Below are 17,927 nucleotides of genomic sequence, written 5' to 3' on the forward strand. Positions count from 1 at the left end.
CGCCGGTCAATCCTGCATCGGCGGGCGTTCGTCGAGGGCGACGCCGCCGCCCGACGATGCGCGGGAACCGGACGAGGCCGGCGACGATCCGGCCGGCGCCACGGGACGGCCGACGACCGGCTCGACACGCTGCGCGGCAGGCGCCGACGCCGGCGCCATCGCCGGTTCGGCCGGCCGCTGCGCCGGTGCGCGCGCCTCGAGCGCCTGCGCTTTCTCGCGCCGGCGCACGGCCGATGCGAGCCGCACGCCGCCGAGGCCCAGCACGATCAGCGCGACCCCGGCCACGGCCGACAGCACCCGGCCGGCGGCCGCGAGCGCGGGCCCGTTGCCGGTGCCGATCGACCACACGACCGTCAACACACCGGTCAGCCAGTACACATGGCCGACCGAGCGCGCGACGGGCGCCGTGAGATCACCGTTGAACGCCGCATGAAACGCGAGCCACGCGAGCCCGAGCAGCGCGATGCCGAACGCCTGGCCGAGCATCGCCGGCTGGATGTTCGCCAGTTGCAGCGCATTGAACAGCGCCTGCCAGGGCGTCAGCACGAACAGCACGCCGAACGCCAGCAGCAGCACGGCGTCGACGATCAGCACGGCTCGCAGCAGCGGTTTCATCGGCGCTCAGTCCACGTGGTAGTTCGGCGCTTCCTTCGTGATCTGCACGTCGTGCACGTGCGACTCGCGCATGCCCGCCGCGGTGATCTGGACGAATTCGGCCTTCTCGTGCAGCTCGTCGATCGTCTTGCAACCACAGTAGCCCATGCTCGCGCGCACGCCGCCGACCAGCTGGAACAGGATCGCGTTGACCGAACCCTTGTACGCGACGCGGCCTTCGATGCCTTCCGGCACGAGCTTGTCGATGTTCGCCGAATTGTCCTGGAAGTAGCGGTCAGCCGCGCCGTCCTTCATCGCACCGACCGAACCCATGCCGCGGTACGACTTGTACTGGCGGCCCTGGTACAGGAACACGTCGCCCGGCGCCTCTTCGGTGCCGGCGAACATGCTGCCCATCATCACGGCGTTCGCGCCGGCCGCGAGGGCCTTCGACACGTCGCCCGAGAAGCGCACGCCGCCGTCGGCGATGCACGGCACGCCGGTGCCCTTCAGCGCTTCCGCGACGTTCGCGATCGCGCTGATCTGCGGCACGCCGACACCCGCGACGATCCGCGTCGTGCAGATCGAGCCCGGGCCGATACCGACCTTGACCGCGTCCGCGCCGTATTCGACCAGCGCCTTCGCGGCGGCGGCCGTCGCGATGTTGCCGCCGATCACCTCGACGTGCGGGAAGTTCTGCTTGACCCAGCGCACGCGCTCGAGCACGCCCTTGCTGTGGCCGTGCGCGGTATCGACGACGATCACGTCGACGCCGGCCTGCACCAGCAGCTCGACACGCTCTTCGTTGTCCGGACCGACGCCGACCGCCGCGCCTGCGCGCAGCTTGCCGTGTTCGTCCTTGCACGCGTCCGGGTGTTCGGTCTGCTTCGTGATGTCCTTGACGGTCATCAGGCCGCGCAGTTCGAACGCGTCGTTGACGACCAGCACGCGCTCGAGGCGGTGGCTGTGCATCAGCGCCTTCGCTTCGGCGAGCGGCGTGCCTTCCTTGACCGTGACGAGGCGCTCGCGCGGCGTCATGATCGACTTGACCGGCTCGTCGAGGCGCGTTTCGAAACGCAGGTCGCGGTTCGTGACGATGCCGACCAGTTGCGGGCCTTCGACGACCGGGAAGCCCGAGATGCCATGCTGGCGCGACAGCGCGATCACGTCGCGCACCTTCATTTGCGGCGGCACCGTGATCGGGTCGCGGACGACGCCCGACTCGAAACGCTTGACCTTCGCGACTTCGCGGGCCTGTTCGGCCGGCGTGAGATTCTTGTGGACGATACCGACGCCACCCTGCTGCGCCATCGCGATCGCGAGGCGACCTTCGGTGACCGTGTCCATCGCGGCGGACACGAGCGGCATGTTCAGGGAGATGTTGCGGGTCAGCTTGGTCTTGAGGCTGGTGTCGCGCGGGAGAACGTCGGAGAAGGCGGGAACGAGGAGCACGTCATCGAAAGTGAGTGCTTTTTGGATCAGACGCATGGCAAATCCTATGGGCGCAAAAGCGAATTATACGCGAAGCGCCGCGAATTTTCACAACACGAACAACGGCTTAGCCGGTTTCGGCCGTTCGGGGGCCGAATCGTTCGGATCGCCGTTCGGTTCGTTTTCGATCGCCTTTCGTTTCACCGCCGCATCGCGCCATTCGCGCAACCGGCCGCCGGGCGGCGAGTGTCCGTGTCGCGGCGGGGCCACACGGCCGCGACGGCGGCGGCCGCGCGCACGGCCCGGCGCCCCGCCGAAGCGGCTTGCCCGCCCTGCCTCACGCCAGCCCGGCCGCACGGGCGATCATCGCCATGCCGCCCGCCACCACCCCGCAACCGACGATCCGCGCGACGCGCCCGCCGATCGACGCAGCGCGTTCGGCGGCGATTGCGACCGTCACGACGGCCATCACGCGCAGATCCATCATGCCGGCCGCCAGCGCGACGGCCATCAGGTTCCCGCAACACGCGCCGCACCGGATCGCGGCGCGCACGCCGTACCGCCACGCCGTGACGACCGTCACCCGCGACGGGTGCACGCCATGTGCCGCCGCGTGCCGGCAACCCGCCAGCCGGCGCGCCTTCCACGCGGAGAATTGCAACGCACCCGCGGCCAGCACGACGACGCCCGCCGCGACCGGCATCGCACAGGCAAGCGCCGGCAGCCGGGCGGCGGCCGTCGTCAGCACCGCGCCGGCCGGAAACACGAGTGCCCCGAGCGCCATCCAGACCGAGAAATACCCCGCGCCCGCGACGACGACGAGCCAGGCCGACCGCGCCGCCGCCGCCGGACCGATGCGCTGGCGGTAGCACCAGAGCATCGGCGCGAGCACGGGCAGCATCATCGTCACCGTCATCGCGCCCCACATTCCGGCGAACGCCGCGAATGCGCGCCCGGCGCTCTGGCCGCACGGCCGCAACCAGGCGGCCGAGGCCATCCAGCCGCCGGTCATCGGCTCGCCGCCCATCGCCGCCATCGACGTGTGCTGGGCCAGCGTCGCCGCCGCGGCGACCGCGAACACGGCCGCGACCGCCGCGCCGAATGCGCGCGGATCGGCGGCCGCCTCACCGGTGGTCGTTCGTATCATCGCGCGCGCCCGTCCGTGGCCGGCCCGCTCAGCCGCGCGCGTACTCATCGTGACGACGCCACCACGGGCCGGCCTCGTTGCGTCCGCGCGGCGCGCGGTCGAGCCACTGGTACATCCCCCACAGCCCGTCGAGGCCGCGCGCGTAGGTCGAATACGTGTGATAGATCGCGCCATCCTCGCGCACGAACGCGCTCATCCCCGGCCGGTCGAGCGAATACGTGACCGCGTCGGTGCCGCACGTGGCCGCGAACTGCACGACGGGCGCCGGCGGCGGATCCATGTCCATCGCGTGACCGGCCCGCGCGTAGTTGTATTCGACGTCGCCCGCGCGCTGCTGCGTTTCGGTGAACGACACGTTGAAGTCGAAGTTGAAATCGCTGCCGACCGACGACGCCCACGGGAACGTCCACCCCATCCGCTGCCGGTACGCGAGCAGTTTCGCGAGCGGCGCGCGCGACACGGCCGCGAGCGTCACGTCGTGGTGCGCCAGATGCACGGCGAAGCCGTCGAAGCCGTCGGCGAGCGCCGAGCACGACGGGCAGCCGGCCTTGTAGTCGGGGCCGAACATGAAGTGATAGACCAGCAGTTGCGAACGGCCGCGAAACAGGTCGTCGAGCGTCGCCTGCCCTGCCTCGGTATCGAACCGGTAAGTCTTGTCGACGCGCACCCACGGCAGCGCCTGGCGCCGCCGCGCGAGTTCGTCGCTTTGCCGCGTCAGCGCCTTTTCCGCGTCGAGCAGCGCGCGGCGTTCGACCAGCCATTCGTCGCGGGTTCCGGTGAGATGGGTCGTCATTGCGGGTTCCTCCTTCCGATGGGTATCCGGGCACGGCGTACGGGGCCGTGTGCGTGGTGCTAGATTAGTGCCGGGCATCGGACCGGAGGGAGTGACAACTGTGTCGGGATTCGGATGGATTCGCTGATCACGGCGGCCGCGCGCGCGCTCGCGGCCGGTGACGCGCTCGGTGCGCTGAACCGCGTCGCGCTGCGCGACGATGCGCCGGCGCTCGCACTGCGCGGGATCGCGCTCGCGCAGCTCGGCGATTTCGAACGCGCGCGCGCGCTCGTCCGCGGCGCCGCGCGTGCGTTCGGTGCGAAGGAAGCGGTTGCACGGGCGCGCTGCGTCGTCGCGGAAGCCGACATCGCGCTCGCGTCGCGCGACCTGCGCTGGCCGACGCGTGCGCTCGAGGCGGCCTGCGCGACGCTCGACGCACACGGCGACCGCGCGAACGCCGCGCATGCCCGCTATCTCGGGGTACGCCGGTTGCTGCTGATCGGCCATCTGGACGAGGCCGAGCAGCTGCTGGCGCATCTCGATCCCGCACCGCTGCCGCCCGCGTCGCGCGCCGCCCATGAATTGATCGCGGCCGGCATCGCGATGCGCCGCATCCGCACGCACGCAGCCCGTGCGGCGCTTGCCCGTGCCCGCGCGGCCGCCCGCGCCGCCGGCATTGCCGCGCTGACGGCCGAGGTCGACACCGCGGCGCGCGTGCTCGACGCACCGGCCGCCCGGCTCATCGCACGCGGCACGTCGCGGCTCGTGCCGCTCGACGAAGTGGAGACGCTGTTCGAATCGAATGCGCTCGTCGTCGACGCGTGCCGCCACACGGTGCGCGATGCGCGCACGACCGTGTCGCTCGCGCGCCGCCCGGTGCTGTTCGTGCTCGCCCGTGCGCTCGGCGAGGCGTGGCCGGCCGACGTGTCGAGAAACGCGCTCGTCGCCGCCGCGTTCCGCGCGAAACAGGCGGACGAATCGCATCGCGCGCGGCTGCGCGTCGAGATCGGCCGGCTGCGGGCGGTGCTGCGCCCGCTCGCGAACGTCGTCGCGACGCCGCGCGGCTTCGCGCTCGAACCGCTCGGCGTGCGCGAAACCGTCGTCCTCGCGCGCCCGGTCGACGATCGCCATGCGGCCGTGCTCGCGCTCCTCGCCGACGGCGAAGCGTGGTCGAGTTCCGCGCTGGCGCTTGCGCTCGGCGCCAGCCAGCGCACGGTGCAGCGCGCGCTCGATTCGCTCGCGGAAACCGGCAAGGTACAGGCGCTCGGCCGCGCACGCGCGCGCCGCTGGCTGACGCCGCCGCTGCCCGGATTCGCGACGACCTTGTTACTCCCGGTTGCGCTGCCGGGAGATTAGGATGGCCGCATCGAACGACGAGGTGACGAACATGAAACGCTCCACTGCAGACATCCTTCACGAGTACGGTCCGTTTCCGGGCGTCGACGGCGTGCACGGCGTCACGTTCGACGGGCAGCACGTGTGGTACGCGTCCGGCGACAAGCTGAACGCGCTCGACCCCGAGCGCGGCACGACGGTCCGTTCGCTCGACGTCGCCGCGCACGCGGGCACCGCGTTCGACGGTCGCCACCTGTTCCAGATCGTCGAGGACCGCATCGAGAAGATCGACCCCGAATCGGGTCGCGTGCTCGCGACGATCCCGGCGCCCGGCGGCGGCGCCGATTCGGGGCTCGCGTGGGCGGAAGGCACGCTGTGGGTCGGCCAGTACCGCGAACGCAAGATTCATCAGGTGGATCCGCAATCGGGCGCCGTGCTGCGCACGATCGAATCGAACCGCTTCGTCACCGGCGTGACGTGGGTCGACGGCGAGCTGTGGCATGGCACGTGGGAAGGCGACCAGAGCGACCTGCGGCGCATCGATCCGCGCACGGGCCAGGTGCTCGAGCAGATCGACATGCCGGCCGGCGTCGGCGTCTCGGGGCTCGAATCCGACGGTCACGACCGCTTCTACTGCGGCGGCGGCAACAGCGGCAAGCTGCGCGCCGTGCGCCGCCCGGCGCGCACGCATGCCGACGGCGACGGCACGGCGGCGACACCCGATCCGGCGGACGGCTGATCCACCGCGCGCCCACGCTGCCAGGACGCGCCGCCCTGCGCCGAGTGCAGAAATGAACAAGACGCCGCCGCGACGGCATCGCTAAGATGCGCGCACGTCAATCATTTGTTCGGAGCGGTCGATGCAGCGCGGCGTGGTGTACGGTGTCCTGGCAGGCGCCCTGTGGGGCATGGTGTTTCTCGTGCCGCGGCTGCTGACCGATTTTTCGCCGCTGCTGCTGAGCGCCGGCCGCTATACGATGTACGGACTCGTGTCGCTCGCGGCCGCGTTGCCGGCCGCCCGCTCGCTGCTCGCGCGGCTGACCCGCGAGGATCTCGTCGCACTGGTGAAGCTCGCCGTCGTCGGCAACGTCGCGTATTACATGCTGCTGTCCGGCGCCGTGCACCTGATCGGCATCGCGCCCAGCTCCCTGATCGTCGGCGTACTGCCCGTGACCGTCACGCTCGCGGGCCTCGGCGACCACGGCGCCGTGCCGCTGCGGCGGCTCGCCGCCCCGCTCGCGCTGGTGATCGCGGGCATCGTCTGCATCAACGTCGACCTGTTCACGTCCGAAGCCGCGCACGCCACGACGCTCGCCCAGAAGCTCGCGGGCATCGCCTGCGCGGCGGGCGCGCTCGCGAGCTGGACCTGGTATGCGGTGGCGAACGCGCGCTACCTGCAGCGCCATCATCGCTTCGGCGGCAACGAATGGTCGGTGCTGTGGGGTGTCGTGACGGGTTTGATCGGCGGGCTCTGCTGGCTCGCGATCCTCGCAGTGCCCGCCGGCACGGTGCAGGCGGCCGTCCCGGCATCGCGCTGGCAATTGTTCTGGCTGCTGAATCTCGTGCTCGCGATCGGCGCGTCGTGGCTCGGCAACGGGCTGTGGAATGCCGCGTCGAAGCGGCTGCCGCTCACACTGTCGGGCCAGTTGATCGTGTTCGAAACCGTGTTCGCGATGCTGTACGCGTTCGTGTACGACCAGCGGATGCCGCACGCGCTCGAGATCGCCGCGCTCGTACTGCTGCTCGCCGGCGTGTACGGCTCGGTGCGACGGCACGGCGACACGCCGGGCAGCGCATCGACAAATGCAAACGCCGCGGCGCACTGAGCGCCGCGGCGTTTGATCAGACCAATCCGAGCGAACCGCGCGTCAGCGCGCGTCCTTGTGCATCCACTTGCGGCCCTCGATCGAGCCGGCGCGGCGGGATTTGTCGACGCGCCGCTGGCGCGCGAGCTTCGGATCGACGATCAGCGGGCGGTAGATCTCGACGCGATCGTGATCGACGAGCGGCGCATCGAGCGGCGCGAGCTTGCCGTAGACACCCGTCTTCGCGTGCGCGAGATCGATCTCCGGGTGCAGCGCGAGCACGCCGCTCGCATCGATGGCCGAACGCACGGTCGCGCCTTCGGGCAGCGACAGCGGAATCAGCGTCTGGCGGTCCGGCAGTGCGTAGCAGACTTCGATCGACAGCATCGCGTCACCCCTTCCCGTAGCGCTGATCGGCGCGCTTCACGAACGAATCGACGAACGTGTTCGCGATGTGGCTGAACACCGGCCCGATGATTTTCTCGAGCAGGATGCTCGAAAACTCGTAGTGCAGCGCGAATTCGATCTTGCACGCATCGGCACGCAGCGGGATGAAGCGCCATGAGCCCGTGAACTTCTTGAACGGCCCGTCCGCGAACTCCATGTCGATCCGGGTCGGACGCTGCTGCGTGTTGCGCGTCGCGAAATGCTGCTTGATGCCCTTGAAGTTGATGTCGATGCGCGCTTCCATCCCGCTCTCGTCCTGACGGCGAATCTCGACACCGCCGCACCAGGGCAGGAAATTGGGGTAGTCGGCCACGTCGGTGACGAGGTCGAACATCTGTTCCGCCGAGTGGCGGATCAATACGGTTTTCTGGACATCTGCCATAAATCGCGCGGCATCGCTTAAAGTGGGAACGCCAAGCCGGGCGATTCCCGCCCTGCTTTGCTAAAATCGTGATTTTAAACGAGTTGGCCCGATCCTTTCATGAGCATCATCGACAACAGGAAAGCGCACTTCGATTATCACATCGAGGAGCGCTACGAGGCGGGGCTCGTGCTGGAGGGCTGGGAAGTCAAGGCGCTGCGCGCCGGGCGCGGCCAGATCAAGGAAGGCTACGTCGTGGTGAAGAACGCCGAGATCTTCCTGATCGGTACCCATATCAGCCCGCTGCCCGAAGCCTCCACGCACATCAAGCCCGACCCGGTGCGCACGCGCAAGCTGCTGCTGCACCGCGAGGAAATCAAGAAGCTGATCGGCAAGGTCGAGCAGCGCGGCTACACGCTCGTGCCGCTGAACTTCCACTACAAGGGCGGCCGCGTGAAGTGCGACATCGCGCTCGCGAAGGGCAAGAAGCTGCACGACAAGCGTGAAACCGAGAAGAAACGCGACTGGGAACGCGAGAAGGCACGCATCATGCGCGCCGGCACCTGACACACCCCGCGCGCATCGCAAACGACACGGCCCGCTCGAAGCGGGCCGTGTTGCTTTGAACTGCCTGAATCGCGCGGCGGGTCGCCCGGCCGCGCGACGATTCGCCGCACGACGATGCGTGCGCGGCAACCGCGCGCGCATCGATTTCGGGCTCAGCCCTTCGCGACCGGCGCCGCGCCCGCGCTCTTGACGATCGTCAGCGCCGACGAAATTGCAGTGCCGAGATCCGACAGGTTCGACGGCACGATCAGCGTGTTGCCCTGCTTCGCGAGATTCGAGAACGCGCCGACATACTGCTCGGCGACCTTCAGGTTCACCGCATCCATCCCGCCTTGCGACTGGATCGCGCTCGCGATCTTCTGGATCGCCTGCGCGTTCGCCTCGGCCACCGCCAGAATCGCGGCGGCTTCGCCCTGCGCCTGATTGATCGCGGCCTGCCGCTCGCCTTCCGACTTCTGGATCGCGGCTTCGCGCGCACCCGACGCGAGGTTGATCTGCTCCTGCTTGCGACCTTCGGATGCGGCGATCAGCGCACGCTTTTCGCGCTCCGCGGTGATCTGCGCCTGCATCGCGTGCAGGATCTCCTTCGGCGGCGTCAGGTCCTTGATCTCGTAGCGCAGCACTTTCACGCCCCAGTTCGCCGCGGCCTGATCGAGCGCCGACACGATGTTGTGGTTGATGAAATCGCGTTCCTCGAACGTCTTGTCGAGTTCGAGCTTGCCGACCACCGAGCGCAACGTCGTTTGCGCGAGCTGCGTGATCGCCAGCACGAAGTTGCTCGATCCATACGATGCCTTCATCGGATCGGTCACCTGGAAGTACAGCACGCCGTCCACCTGCAACTGCGTGTTGTCGCGCGTGATGCAGACCTGGCTCGGCACGTCGAGCGGAATTTCCTTCAGCACGTGCCGGTACGCGATGCGATCGACGAACGGCAGCACGATATTGAGGCCGGGCGACAACGTCGCGTGGTAGCGCCCGAAGCGCTCGAGCACCCATGCATGCTGCTGCGGCACGATCTTCACCGTCTTCGACACGATCACGATCGCGATGACGAGCAGGACAACCCAGATGATCAGCGAATCCATGAAATATTCCCTCCTTGTTGTATCAGCGGACGATCAGCCCGCGGGTTTCGCCACGACCACGAGGCAATTGCCGCGCACGGCGCTCACCTGGTACACGTGCGCATCGTCGCGCTCGCCGGCCGCGAGTTCGACGTCCCAGTCGGCGCCGCGATACTGCACGCGTGCGCGGCCGTCACGCCACGCGTCGACCGTGACGGTCGAGCCGATATCGAGATTGACGTCGGGATTCGTCGACGTGTCGCGCTTCTGCTTGCGACCGAGCCCCGAGCGGCGCAGCACGATCATCGCGACGATCGCGACCGCGGCCGCCGCGCCGAACTGCACGTGCGGCGCGAAACCGGCCAGTTGCAACAGCCCGCCGGCGAGAAAGCCGAGCGCGATCATCAGCAGATAGAACGTACCGGTCAGCAATTCGGCCACGACCAGCACGCCGACCCCGACCCACCAGAAGAGATGCCCCGACATCATTGTGGTCTCCAGAAAAACGTCCCCGATGCTCACTATATTCGTTGCGCTCGCAGCTGTGCGAAGCGGTCGGCACGCTTGGGACAGCCCGGCGAGTACCGACGAAAAAAAACACCCCGGTGCTTACCGGGGTGTTTATAGCACGAACCTTGCATTTTGCCTTCAACGAAAGTGCGGCGGACCGCCCTTTCGCCGAAGTTGCATCACGAATCGTTACTTGCGGTTGGCGGCGAGCGCCTGCCACGTATCGATGATCGTGTCGGGGTTCAGCGAGATCGACACGATGCCTTCGTCCGTCAGCCATTGCGCGAAGTCCGGGTGATCGGACGGGCCCTGGCCGCAGATCCCGACGTACTTGCCCATCTTGCGGCAGGTATCGATCGCCCGCTTCAGCAGGAACTTGACGGCCGGGTCGCGTTCGTCGAAGTCGACGGCCAGCAGCTCCATGCCCGAATCGCGGTCGAGGCCGAGCGTGAGCTGCGTGAGGTCGTTCGAGCCGATCGAGAAACCATCGAAGTGTTGCAGGAACTCCTCGGCGAGAATCGCGTTGGTCGGGACTTCGCACATCATCACGAGGCGCAGGCCGTTTTCGCCGCGCTTCAGGCCGAACTTCTCGAGCAGGCCGACGACGCGCTCCGCCTGCTTCACGGTCCGCACGAACGGCACCATGATCTCGACGTTGGTCAGGCCCATCTCGTCACGCACGCGCTTCAGTGCACGGCATTCCATCTCGAACGCCTGCGCGAAGTCCTCGGCGATGTAGCGCGACGCGCCGCGGAAGCCCAGCATCGGGTTTTCCTCGTCCGGCTCGTAACGCGAACCGCCGATCAGCTTCTTGTACTCGTTCGACTTGAAGTCGGACAGACGCACGATCACGGGCTTCGGATAGAACGCCGCCGCGATCGTCGCGACGCCTTCCGTCAGCTTGTCGACGTAGAACTGGCGCGGCGACGCGTGACCGCGCGCAACGCTCTCGACCGCCTTCTTCAGGTCCTGGTCGATGTTCGGGTACTCGAGGATCGCCTTCGGGTGCACGCCGATGTTGTTGTTGATGATGAACTCGAGACGCGCGAGGCCAACACCGCCGTTCGGCAGTTGCGAGAAGTCGAACGCGAGCTGCGGGTTGCCGACGTTCATCATGATCTTGACCGGGATTTCCGGCAGTTCGCCGCGCTGCACTTCCGTGACTTCCGTCTCGAGCAGCCCGTCGTAGATCTTGCCTTCGTCGCCTTCCGCGCACGACACGGTGACGAGCGCGCCGTCCTTCAGGATGTCGGTCGCATCGCCGCAGCCGACGACGGCCGGCACGCCGAGTTCACGCGCGATGATCGCCGCGTGGCAGGTGCGGCCGCCACGGTTCGTGACGATCGCCGCCGCACGCTTCATCACCGGCTCCCAGTTCGGGTCGGTCATGTCGGCCACCAGCACGTCGCCCGGCTGCACGCGTTCCATTTCCGACGGGTCCTGGATCACGCGCACGGGGCCCGCGCCGATCTTCTGGCCGATCGCGCGACCCGTCGCGAGCACCTGCGACTGGCCCTTCAGCTTGAAGCGCTGCTCGGCCTTGCCGGTTGCCTGGCTCTTCACCGTTTCCGGACGCGCCTGCAGGATGAAGATCTTGCCGTCGCGGCCGTCCTTGCCCCACTCGATGTCCATCGGACGCTGGTAGTGCTTCTCGATGATGACCGCGTACTTCGCCAGCTCGATCACGTCTTCATCCGTGATCGAGTAGCGGTTGCGCTGCTCGTGCGGCACGTCGACCGTCTTCACGCGGCCCGGTTCGCCCGGCTGCGTGAATTCCATCTTGATCAGCTTCGAGCCGATCGAGCGGCGGATGATCGGGTACTTGTCCTGCGCGAGCGTCGTCTTGAACACGTAGAACTCGTCCGGGTTCACCGCGCCCTGCACGACGGTTTCGCCCAGGCCGTAGCTCGACGTGATGAACACGGCGTCCTTGAAGCCCGATTCGGTATCGATCGTGAACATCACGCCGGCGGCGCCGACGTCCGAGCGGACCATGCGCTGCACGCCGGCCGACAGCGCGACTTCGGCGTGCGTGAAGCCCTTGTGCACGCGATACGAGATCGCGCGGTCGTTGTACAGCGACGCGAACACGTGCTTCATGCGGTCGAGCACGTCCTCGATGCCGACGACGTTCAGGTACGACTCCTGCTGGCCGGCGAACGATGCGTCGGGCAGGTCTTCCGCGGTTGCGGACGAGCGCACGGCGAACGACAGCTCGCTCGGCGAGCCGTTCTTCAGCACTTCGAACTGCGCGCGGATTTCCTGCTCGAGGCGCGGCTGCAGCGGTGCGTCGACGATCCACTTGCGGATTTCGGCGCCGGCTTCGGCGAGCGCCTTCACGTCGTCGATGTCGAGCGACTCGAGACGCTTGGCGATGCGATCGGTGAGGTCGTTGTGCTTGAGGAAATCGCGGAACGCGAGCGCGGTCGTGGCGAAACCGGTGGGTACGCGAACGCCTGCTTCGGAAAGCTGGCTGATCATCTCGCCGAGCGACGCATTCTTGCCGCCCACGATCTCCACATCGGTCATCCGCAACTGCTCGAACGGAATTACATACGCCTGGTCCTTTGCGACGTTTGCTGCGTTAGTCATACAAGCCCCTAAGTGTGAAAAAAATGCTCGATCGCGCAAGTGGGCTCGAACGCGGGCGCTTGCAAAAAGGCGCGGCGCGTCTTGCGCAACCTGTTAGATAAACACTCGCAGCGGCGAAAATCTTCCGACCCGATTTGCAAAAATCCCGGCAGAAGGGCGATATTTGCAGACAAATCGCCAGACTTGCCGGGAATTCTGGAATCGCGCGGCCCAGCCACGGGCGCCGTTCGCGCCCCGCCCCCGCAATTGCTTATCCAACAGGTTGCCGCTATTCTACCGTGCCGGCTGCCGGATGTGGCGCGACCTTGTCACTGGGTCTGGAGGCGAACCTCCAGCCGCCCGCGCAACCGCCCTTCACGCTCGACGCCCAGATTCATGCTGCCTACCGTATTCATCGTCTCCGACGGCACCGGGATCACTGCCGAAACCTTCGCGCATTCGATCCTCTCCCAGTTCGACCAGAAATTCCGCCTCGTGCGCGTGCCGTTCGTCGACTCGCTCGACAAGGCCTATGCGACCGTCGAGAAGATCAACGAGGCCGCCGTGCACGACGGCCGTCGCGCGATCGTGTTCACGACGCTCGTCGACAGCGAGTCGAACGACATCGTCAAACGCTCGAACGCGCTCGTGCTCGACATGTTCCAGCGCTTCGTCGAACCGCTCGAGCAGGAACTGGAGCTCAAGTCGAGCCATGCGATGGGCCGCGGCCACCAGAACGCGGACACCGAGGAATACAAGACGCGGATCGAGGCGATCAATTTCTCGCTCGCGCACGACGACGGCCAGTCGAACCGCAACCTGTCGGAAGCCGACGTGATCCTCGTCGGCGTGTCGCGCAGCGGCAAGACGCCGACGAGCCTGTACCTCGCGATGCAGTACGGCGTGAAGGCGGCCAACTATCCGCTGATTCCGGAAGATTTCGAGCGCGGCAAGCTGCCGTCGGCGCTGTCGCCGTACAGCGAGAAGCTGTTCGGGCTGTCGATCGACCCGCAGCGCCTGTCGGAGATCCGCAACGAGCGCCGGCCGGGCAGCAAGTACGCGGCGCCCGAGAACTGCCGCTACGAGATCAACGAGGCCGAAGCGATGATGCGTCGCGAAGGGATCAAGTGGCTGTCGTCCACGCACAAGTCGATCGAGGAAATCGCGACGACGATCCTGCAGGAAATCCGTCTCGACCGGCAGTCGTACTGAGCGTCGGTGCGCTGGCGGCCGTCTGGCCGCCGCCCAAAGCAAAAAGGCCGCGTCGAACGCGGCCTTTTTCGTATTACGGCACCTGCCGCGCATGCGGCGTCACGCCGGCCGCTGCTGCCGCACCTGCTCGAACAGACACACCGCTGCTGCCGCGGCAACGTTCAGCGACTCCATTCCGCCCGGCTGCGGAATCGTCACGCGATGCGTGGCCGCATCGCGCCAGAAGGCCGACACGCCTGCGCCTTCGTTGCCGAACACCCATGCGACGGGCGCCGACAGGTCGCAGTCGTAGACGGCCTGCGCGCCGTGCGAGTCGGTCAGCGCGACCGGTACGGCGAGGCGTCCGGAGAGCTCGCCGGCATCGACGTCCTCATGGATCGACAGCAGGAAATGCGCACCCATGCCCGAGCGCAGCACCTTCGACGACCACGCGTAGGCCGTCCCCGGCGCGCAGAACACATGACGCACGCCGGCCGCCGCCGCGCTGCGCAGGATCGAGCCGACATTGCCGGCGTCCTGCACGCCGTCGAGCACGACCGACGTCTCCGTCACGCGCGCGGGCAGCGGGTGCGCCGGCCGATCGACCAGCAGCAGGAAGCCGACGCCGTTGACGACGTTCGACAACTGTCCGAACAACGCGTCCGGCAGCGTGACGATCCGCTGCGCGTCGATACGCGCGACGATCGCCTGCGCCTCGGCATGGCCAAGCGCACCTTCGGTCGTGACGCACAGCTCGGGCGTCGCACCCGTGTCGAGATACGCGCTCGCGAGATGGAAACCTTCGAGCAGCGCCTGGCCGCTGCGGCGCTGCTGGGGCGTCGAACCCGCGAGCGCCTTCAGGCGCTTGTACAGCGGGTTGTCGCGGGAAGTGATGCTTTTCATCGAATCAGATCAAGCGCCGCACGAACCGGCGCGAACGAGCGCCGGTGCGCTTCGCACGGGCCATGTTCGCGCAATGCGGCGAGGTGTTTCGCGGTGCCGTAGCCCGCATGCACGTTGAAGCCGTACACCGGGAAGCGTTCGTGCAGGTCGACCAGCATGCGGTCGCGCGTGACTTTCGCGAGGATCGAGGCGGCCGAGATGCTCGGCACGAGCGCGTCGCCGCTGACGATCGCCTCGGCACGCACGCTCAGCGTCGGGCAGCGGTTGCCGTCGATCTGCGCGAGCGTCGGCAGCACCGACAGCCCTTCCACGGCTCGCTTCATCGCGAGCATCGTCGCGTGCAGGATGTTCAGCGTATCGATCTCGTCGACGCTCGCCGACGCGACGCAATACGCGTGCGAACGCGCGACGATCAGGTCGTACAGCAGGTCGCGCTTCTTCGCGGAGAGCACCTTCGAATCGTCGAGCCCGTCGATCGGCCGCGCCGGATCGAGGATCACCGCGGCGGCCACCACCGGCCCCGCGAGCGGGCCGCGGCCCGCTTCGTCGACGCCGCACACGATCTCGTCCGGGCGGCTGAAATCGAAACCGCCCTGCCCGTCGCTCGGCGCGCTGCGGCGCGGTGCACGGACGGCGGTCATGCGCGCCCCTTGCGTTGCTCGAGCACGCGCACGACGGCCTCGGCCGCCTTCGCGGCCGTGTTCTGCCGCAGCGAAAGATGCATTTCGGTAAACACTTCGGTCAGCGTACGGCGATTCGCGTCGTCGCGCAGCTGCGTGAGCGTCGCATCGGCGAGCGCCTCGGGCGTCGCGAAATGCTGCAGCAGCTCGGGCACGACGAAGCGCCCCGCCAGGATGTTCGGCAAGCCGACATACGGCAGGTAGCCCTGCCGGCGCATGATCTGCCCGGTCAGCCAGGGCACCTTGTACGAGATCACCATCGGCTTCTTCAGCAGCGCGGCTTCCAGCGTGACGGTGCCACTCTTCACGAGGATCGCGTCGGCGGCCGTCATCGCGACCTGTGAGCGGCCGTCGGTGATCGTCAATGCGAGTTGCGGATGGGCGTCGACGAGCGGCTGCAGCAGCTCGCGCAGCGCGGGCGTCGCCGCCGGCATCACGAACCGCACGCCGGGCTCGCGCTGCTGCATCAGCGCCATCGCCGCGAAGAACGTCGGGCCGATCAGTGCGATCTCCGAGCGCCGGCTGCCCGGCAGCACCGCGATCACGGGGCCGTCGGCCGGCAGACCCAGCGCGATGCGCGCGCCGTGCGTGTCGGGTTCGAGCGGGATGTCGTCGGCCAGCGGGTGGCCGACGTAGGTCGAGGCGACGCCGGCCTTGTCGAGAATCGCCGGTTCGAACGGAAACAGGCACAGCATGTGATCGACGGACTTCGCGATCTTCTTGATCCGGCCACCGCGCCACGCCCAGATCGACGGGCACACGAAGTGGATCGACGGGATGCCCGCGTCGCGCGCGGCCTGTTCGACGCTGAAGTTGAAATCGGGGGCGTCGACGCCGATGAACGCGTCCGGCCGCTCGGCGAGCAGCTGGCGCTTGAGTTCGCCGCGAATCCGCAGGATCTCGGGAATCTGGCCCAGCGCCTCGACATAGCCTCGCACGGTCAGCTTGTCCATCTGCCAGTGCGAGTCGAAGCCCTGCGCGATCATGCGCTGCCCGCCGATCCCGTAATACTGGGCCGATTCGGGCAGCCGCTCGCGCAGCCCGCCGAGCAGCGACGCCGCGAGCAGGTCGCCCGACGGCTCGCCAGCCACCATCGCGAGCCGGAGCTGATTGGTCGGGAGCGGCATCGCTTAGCGGATGATGCCGCGTTGCGACGCGTCGATGAACTCGACGAGCGCCTTCACCGGTGCATCGCCGTCGCCACCCGCTCCCGCGAGCTCGCGCAGTTGCACCTTCGCCTCCTCGAGCGACAGGCCGTTCTTGTACAGCACGCGGTACGCGCTGCGCAGCGCCGAGATCGCATCGGCCGAGAAGCCGCGCCGGCGCAGCCCTTCGACGTTGATCCCGTGCGGCTCGGCCTTGTTGCCCGCCGCGATCACGAACGGCGGGATGTCCTGCACGAGCGCCGACGCGCCGCCCAGCATCGAGTGCGCGCCAATGCGCACGAACTGGTGCACGCCCGACATCCCGCCGATGATCGCGAAGTCGCCGATCTCGACGTGACCGGCCATCTGCGCGTTGCTCGACAGGATCACGTTGTTGCCGACGCGGCAGTCATGGCCGATGTGCACGTAGGCCATGATCCAGTTGTCGTCGCCGAGCGTCGTCACGCCGACGTCCTGCACGGTGCCCGTGTGGATCGTCGTGAATTCGCGGATCGTGTTGCGGTTGCCGATCACGAGCTTCGTCGGCTCGTCCTTGTACTTCATGTCCTGCGGACGGCCGCCGACCGACGCGTAGTGGCCGATGCGGTTGTCCTCGCCGAGCGTCGTATGGCCTTCGATCACGCTGTGCGAGCCGATCGTCGTGCGCGCGCCGATCGTGACGTGCGGGCCGACGATCGCGTACGGGCCGATCTCGACCGATTCGTCGATCTGCGCGCCCGGCTCGACGATCGCGGTAGGATGAATCCTGGTCATGCGCCGTTGCCTCTCGATATGATGTGTCGCGTTGCTCGCGTTACGTTATCCATGCGTGCCGCGTCGCTCAGGGCGCCGCGTCGGCCGTCTTGACCGTGCACATCAGTTCGGCTTCCGCCGCCACCTTGCCGTCCACTTCCGCCACCGCCTTGAACTTCCAGATGCCGCGGATGTAGCGCTCGAACGTCACGTTCAGAATCAGCTGGTCGCCCGGTTCGACCACGCGCTTGAAGCGCGCGCCGTCGATCCCGACGAAGTAATACAGCGTGTTCTCCGGATCCTTCGGCTGCTCTTCCGCGAACGTCAGCAGCGCCGCGGCCTGCGCGAGCGCCTCGAGGATCAGCACGCCCGGCATCACCGGCCGCTTCGGGAAATGCCCCTGGAAGAACGGCTCGTTGATCGACACGTTCTTCAGCGCTTTGATCCCTTTGTGCGGTTCGAGTTCGAGCACGCGATCGACGAGCAGAATCGGGTAGCGATGCGGCAGCAGCGTGAGGATCTTGTGGATGTCGAGGTTGATTTTTTCAGTGCTCATGATGGTTCGTCTCACGCAGAGGCTGCGCGGTGGTGATGCAAAGGCTGAAGCGGGCCGCCGCGCGGCCCAGTCTGGCAAACCGGGCCGGTTGC

The 17,927-nt window shown here is 67.6% G+C and carries 19 protein-coding genes; 5 read left to right on the forward strand and 14 right to left on the reverse strand.

All coding sequences use genetic code 11. The annotated features are described in order from the left end of the window. Positions 1-6: 6 nt before the first annotated feature. The 4 genes from KU887_RS10620 to KU887_RS10635 all read right to left on the reverse strand — a co-directional run bounded on the left by KU887_RS10620 (position 7) and on the right by KU887_RS10635 (position 3,965). Positions 7-615: a hypothetical protein gene (locus KU887_RS10620; RefSeq protein ID WP_012492688.1), complete on the reverse strand. Its 609-nt coding sequence runs from the start codon at positions 613-615 to the stop codon at positions 7-9. A 6-nt stretch (positions 616-621) separates the two neighbouring features. After that, positions 622-2,082, reverse strand: coding sequence for an IMP dehydrogenase (gene guaB, locus KU887_RS10625; RefSeq protein ID WP_006488752.1), 1,461 nt, complete (start codon positions 2,080-2,082; stop codon positions 622-624). 280 nt (positions 2,083-2,362) lie between these two features. Continuing rightward, positions 2,363-3,172: a DUF2182 domain-containing protein gene (locus tag KU887_RS10630; protein ID WP_258250054.1), complete on the reverse strand. Its 810-nt coding sequence runs from the start codon at positions 3,170-3,172 to the stop codon at positions 2,363-2,365. Between the two features lie 28 nt (positions 3,173-3,200). Further along, a complete protein-coding gene (locus KU887_RS10635) occupies positions 3,201-3,965 on the reverse strand; it encodes a DUF899 domain-containing protein (protein ID WP_006484794.1) in 765 nt (254 codons plus the stop codon). Positions 3,966-4,079: 114 nt separating this feature from the next. Between KU887_RS10635 and KU887_RS10640 the strand changes: the two genes are divergently transcribed. From KU887_RS10640 to KU887_RS10650, 3 genes are all read left to right on the forward strand, one after another. Further along, positions 4,080-5,300, forward strand: coding sequence for a hypothetical protein (locus KU887_RS10640; RefSeq protein WP_059720675.1), 1,221 nt, complete (start codon positions 4,080-4,082; stop codon positions 5,298-5,300). Positions 5,301-5,331: 31 nt separating this feature from the next. Then, entirely contained in the window at positions 5,332-6,018 is a 687-nt protein-coding gene (locus tag KU887_RS10645) for a DUF5074 domain-containing protein (RefSeq protein ID WP_034178530.1), read from the forward strand. A gap of 121 nt (positions 6,019-6,139) precedes the next feature. After that, positions 6,140-7,105: a DMT family transporter gene (locus KU887_RS10650; protein ID WP_006483819.1), complete on the forward strand. Its 966-nt coding sequence runs from the start codon at positions 6,140-6,142 to the stop codon at positions 7,103-7,105. Between the two features lie 42 nt (positions 7,106-7,147). Here KU887_RS10650 and KU887_RS10655 read toward each other — a convergent pair whose 3' ends face one another. Further along, positions 7,148-7,471: an RnfH family protein gene (locus tag KU887_RS10655; RefSeq protein ID WP_006478513.1), complete on the reverse strand. Its 324-nt coding sequence runs from the start codon at positions 7,469-7,471 to the stop codon at positions 7,148-7,150. 4 nt (positions 7,472-7,475) lie between these two features. Beyond that, entirely contained in the window at positions 7,476-7,913 is a 438-nt protein-coding gene (locus KU887_RS10660) for a type II toxin-antitoxin system RatA family toxin (RefSeq protein ID WP_006483809.1), read from the reverse strand. Between the two features lie 99 nt (positions 7,914-8,012). Between KU887_RS10660 and smpB the strand changes: the two genes are divergently transcribed. Then, positions 8,013-8,459 carry an SsrA-binding protein SmpB gene (gene smpB / locus KU887_RS10665; RefSeq protein WP_006478511.1) on the forward strand — a complete coding sequence of 149 codons (447 nt, stop codon included), beginning with the start codon at positions 8,013-8,015 and terminating at the stop codon, positions 8,457-8,459. A gap of 152 nt (positions 8,460-8,611) precedes the next feature. On the opposite strand, the gene KU887_RS10670 is transcribed toward smpB, so the two are convergent. From KU887_RS10670 to ppsA, 3 genes are all read right to left on the reverse strand, one after another. Continuing rightward, positions 8,612-9,547, reverse strand: a complete 936-nt coding sequence (locus KU887_RS10670; protein WP_058901576.1) for an SPFH domain-containing protein — start codon at positions 9,545-9,547, stop codon at positions 8,612-8,614. 33 nt (positions 9,548-9,580) lie between these two features. Beyond that, the gene (locus tag KU887_RS10675) at positions 9,581-10,015 is read right to left on the reverse strand and encodes an NfeD family protein (protein WP_060211367.1); all 435 of its coding nucleotides are present in this window, start codon (positions 10,013-10,015) and stop codon (positions 9,581-9,583) included. Between the two features lie 210 nt (positions 10,016-10,225). After that, positions 10,226-12,628, reverse strand: coding sequence for a phosphoenolpyruvate synthase (ppsA, locus tag KU887_RS10680; protein WP_006483823.1), 2,403 nt, complete (start codon positions 12,626-12,628; stop codon positions 10,226-10,228). 375 nt (positions 12,629-13,003) lie between these two features. Here ppsA and KU887_RS10685 point away from each other — a divergent pair, with 375 nt between their 5' ends. Then, complete coding sequence (locus KU887_RS10685; protein WP_006483812.1) at positions 13,004-13,819, forward strand: pyruvate, water dikinase regulatory protein; 816 nt, start codon at positions 13,004-13,006, stop codon at positions 13,817-13,819. A gap of 99 nt (positions 13,820-13,918) precedes the next feature. Here KU887_RS10685 and KU887_RS10690 read toward each other — a convergent pair whose 3' ends face one another. From KU887_RS10690 to fabZ, 5 genes are all read right to left on the reverse strand, one after another. Further along, a complete protein-coding gene (locus tag KU887_RS10690; RefSeq protein WP_034201586.1) occupies positions 13,919-14,701 on the reverse strand; it encodes an RNA methyltransferase in 783 nt (260 codons plus the stop codon). After that, entirely contained in the window at positions 14,698-15,342 is a 645-nt protein-coding gene (rnhB, locus tag KU887_RS10695; protein WP_212126249.1) for a ribonuclease HII, read from the reverse strand. Before rnhB ends, KU887_RS10690 begins: the two co-directional genes overlap by 4 nt. Further along, positions 15,339-16,508, reverse strand: coding sequence for a lipid-A-disaccharide synthase (gene lpxB / locus KU887_RS10700; protein ID WP_006483810.1), 1,170 nt, complete (start codon positions 16,506-16,508; stop codon positions 15,339-15,341). Before lpxB ends, rnhB begins: the two co-directional genes overlap by 4 nt. Before the next feature lie 3 nt (positions 16,509-16,511). Next, positions 16,512-17,300 carry an acyl-ACP--UDP-N-acetylglucosamine O-acyltransferase gene (gene lpxA / locus KU887_RS10705; RefSeq protein WP_006483825.1) on the reverse strand — a complete coding sequence of 263 codons (789 nt, stop codon included), beginning with the start codon at positions 17,298-17,300 and terminating at the stop codon, positions 16,512-16,514. Positions 17,301-17,367: 67 nt separating this feature from the next. Further along, on the reverse strand, positions 17,368-17,835 hold the full coding sequence (gene fabZ, locus KU887_RS10710) for a 3-hydroxyacyl-ACP dehydratase FabZ (protein ID WP_006495559.1): 468 nt from the start codon (positions 17,833-17,835) through the stop codon (positions 17,368-17,370). Positions 17,836-17,927: the final 92 nt, after the last annotated feature.

Origin of the sequence: Burkholderia sp. EMB26 (assembly GCF_024730645.1) — a bacterium.
Taxonomy (GTDB): domain Bacteria; phylum Pseudomonadota; class Gammaproteobacteria; order Burkholderiales; family Burkholderiaceae; genus Burkholderia; species Burkholderia cenocepacia.